Annotated in this window: 2 protein-coding genes and 1 pseudogene; 1 reads left to right on the top strand and 2 read right to left on the bottom strand. The window is 65.9% G+C overall.

Features of this window, described 5'->3' with window-relative positions; genetic code table 11:
* A partial coding sequence (locus WBR57_RS05310) for a L,D-transpeptidase family protein (RefSeq protein WP_424082797.1) occupies nt 1–944 on the top strand: 944 nt, incomplete at its 5' end.
* Here WBR57_RS05310 and WBR57_RS05305 read toward each other — a convergent pair.
* Nucleotides 896–2,587, bottom strand: coding sequence for an ABC transporter ATP-binding protein/permease (locus WBR57_RS05305; protein WP_424082795.1), 1,692 nt, complete (start codon nt 2,585–2,587; stop codon nt 896–898). The genes WBR57_RS05310 and WBR57_RS05305 overlap by 49 nt on opposite strands.
* Nucleotides 2,584–3,073: pseudogene (locus tag WBR57_RS05300) on the bottom strand (insulinase family protein); the annotation flags it as partial. The pseudogene WBR57_RS05300 and the gene WBR57_RS05305, both read right to left, overlap by 4 nt.

The following is a 3,073-nucleotide window of genomic DNA, read 5'->3' as shown; positions in this document are numbered from 1 at the left end:
TGGAAGACCCGCGCGTGCCGGAACTGGCGCAGCGCCTGTACCACGGCGGCTACCTGGCCAAGGCGCCGACCGGCAATGCCCGGCAATACCGCGACGACCTGGTCAAGGCGGTGAAGGCGTTCCAGCTCAGCCACTCCCTGCAGTCGGACGGCGTGATTGGCGCCGGCACTGTGACCGAACTGAATATCAGCCCGGCGATTCGCCGCGAACAGCTGCGCATCAACCTCGAACGTTTCCGCTGGCTGGCCCAGGACCTGGAGCCCGAAGGCGTGCTGGTCAACGTCGCTGCCGCGCAACTGAGCGTCTACCAGAGCGGCATCCCGGTGTGGCAAACCCGCCTGCAAGTGGGGCGCGCCGAACGCCAGACGCCGCTGCTCAAATCGCGCATCACACGGCTGACCCTCAACCCCACCTGGACCATCCCGCCGACCATCATGCGCGAGGACAAACTGCCGGCCATCCGCCTCAACCCCGAGTACCTGCGCCAGCAAAACCTGCAAGTCCTGGATGCCGAAGGGCGCCCGCTGACCCCCGAGCAAGTCGACTGGGCGCGCCCCGGCAATATCCTGCTGCGCCAGGAAGCCGGCCCGCGCAACCCGCTGGGCAAAATCGTGATGCGCTTTCCCAACCCGTACTCGGTGTACCTGCACGACACCCCCAGCCAGCCGCTGTTTACCAAGGGCCCGCGCGCCTTCAGCTCGGGGTGCGTGAGGGTTGAACAGCCGTTGCTGCTGCGCGACCTGCTGGTCAGCCCGGCCGAACGCGCGCGCACCGATGAACTGCTGGCCACCGGCCTGACCCACGAATTCCGCCTGGCCACCCCGGTGCCGGTGCTGTTGGGCTACTGGACCGTGCAAGTCGATGGCCAGGGTGACCTGGTGTACGCGCCGGATATCTACGCGCGTGACCCGGTGTTGATGAAGGCCATGGGCAGTGTGCTTTGAGGGCACCAGGTTCGGTCAAATAGCACCGCCAAGCCCGCCTGGTGGCTGATGCCGATCACGGTGCTCTTCGGCATCTGTTCGCGTAGCAGCACCAACAAGGCGTGGGCGCTGGCCTCGTCGAGCTGATTAGTGGCTTCATCCAGATACAAAGTGTCGGGCGCATACAGCAGCGCCCGCGCCAGGCCGATACGTTGTTGCTCGCCGCCGGACAACTCGCGCGCCCATTCGCATTGCTCATCCAGGCGTTGCACCAGCGCCGCCAAGCCCACCTGCTGCAACACGGCGCCCAAGCGCGCGGTACTCGGCACTGCCAGCGCCGGGTAAGCCAGCAGATTGCGCAACGGCATGCTCGGCAGATAGGGCTTTTGCGGCAGTAACAAACTGCGCCCCGGCGGCAATTGCCAGCCACCTCGGCAGTACGGCCAGATCCCCTGCAAGGTGCGCAGCAACGTCGATTTGCCCAGACCACTGCGCCCGGCGATCAACAGCCATTCGCCCTGGGCCACTTGCACCGACACATCGGCCAGCAACACTCCGGCGTCCGGGCGCAGCACATCCAGGCCGTTGACGCACAGGCACTCGCCGATCACCGGCGGCCTGGCCTGGCAGCGGCTGGCGGCAATCGCCTGTTCAAATTGGCCCAGCCGCTCCACTGCCGAACTCCAGCGCATCAACTTCGGGTACAACTTGATAAACCAACTGAGCGAACCTTGCACCGCGCTGAACGCACTGCGGATCTGCATCAGCCCGCCCAGGGTGATGGTCTTGGCCAGGAAAGCGGGCAGGGCGGCAAACACCGGAATGATCAGGCTCACCCGCTCATAGCTGACGGTAAACAGGCTGAGGTTACGCTCGCGGCCCATCAACTGGCGCCAATTGTGCGCAATCGCGCCGAATTGCTCGGCCAGGTGCTGGCGCTCCACCGCCTCGCCACGGTACAGCGCGATTTGCTCGGCGTGCTCGCGCTTGCGCAGCAGGCTGGCGCGAAAGTCGGCCTCGTAGTGCTGGCGGTCCACATTCAAGCGGTGCAGCGGGCGGCCGACCCAATGGGTGACCAGGCTGCCGGCCAGGGTGTAGATCAGCACGATCCACACCAGGTAGCCCGACACGGTGATGCTGTACTCGCCCAGGCTGAAGGTCTGCACCCCGGACAGCTGCCAGAGGATGCTCATGAACGCGCCGACCTGGGCCATGTTGATAATGAACGACGCCACCAGCTCCACGCTCAGGTCGGCGACGATATCCACGTCTTCGCTGATGCGCTGGTCGGGGTTGTCCGGCTCGCCGGCCAGCCCCAGACGGTAGAAGGCCTGGTCCGCCAGCCAGGCGTCAGTGAACTGCGCGGTCATGGCCTGGCGCCAACGCAACACCAGGGCTTTGCGCACCCAGTCCAGCGCGACCACGATCAGCACATAAGCGCCCAGGTACAGCACGTAGCGGCCCATCAACGCGTACAACGCCGGAGTGTCGAACGCGCCAAGGGTGTCGTAGAAGGTCTTGCTCCAGGCATTGATCAGCACGTTGATCTGCACGATCAGCAGGCCCATGCCGATTATCCCGGCGAGCATCAACCAGCCCAGCCACTGGGTGCGCTGGCGCCAGAACGGCGCGGCCAGGCGGTAAAATGTGCGCAGGCTGTTCACCGGGCCTGCGCCTTGGGCAGCACGCGCAGCAGCACTTGGTTAGCCGCCGGGAACAGCTGGCTGGCCAAGGGTTTGAGCGCCTCGATGCGCAGGCCATCCGGTAACTCGGCTTGGCGGGTCAGGTAACGCGGGTCTTGCCACTGGCGCTCGCTGAGCAGCAGGCGGCGCCATTGCGTGGCCGGGTCGGCCAGGCGTTTTTGCTCTTGGCGGCGCAGTTCGGCGCGTTCGCCAGCCACCCACTTCGCGTCCACCGAGCGTTCCAGTTGAACCAGGGTTTGCCGGGCCAGGGCCCATAACTCATCGGCGCGTTGCGGGTCGCAGGTGAAGCTCAGCTGGCTTTCGATGCGCTGGGTGTCGGGGTTCAATGCACTCTCGAAGCGCAGGCGATACACCCCGGAAGCCTCACCGCGCAGGCGTTGCTTGAGCTGCTGGTTGGCCAGCTCGCGCAGCGCGGCGACGCGGGCCGCAGCCTCGGGCGACCACGGC

This window comes from Pseudomonas sp. (assembly GCF_049590575.1).
Classification (GTDB): domain Bacteria; phylum Pseudomonadota; class Gammaproteobacteria; order Pseudomonadales; family Pseudomonadaceae; genus Aquipseudomonas.
The sequence above is the reverse complement of the archived record's forward strand: the minus strand, read 5'-3'. Positions and strand labels throughout refer to the sequence as shown.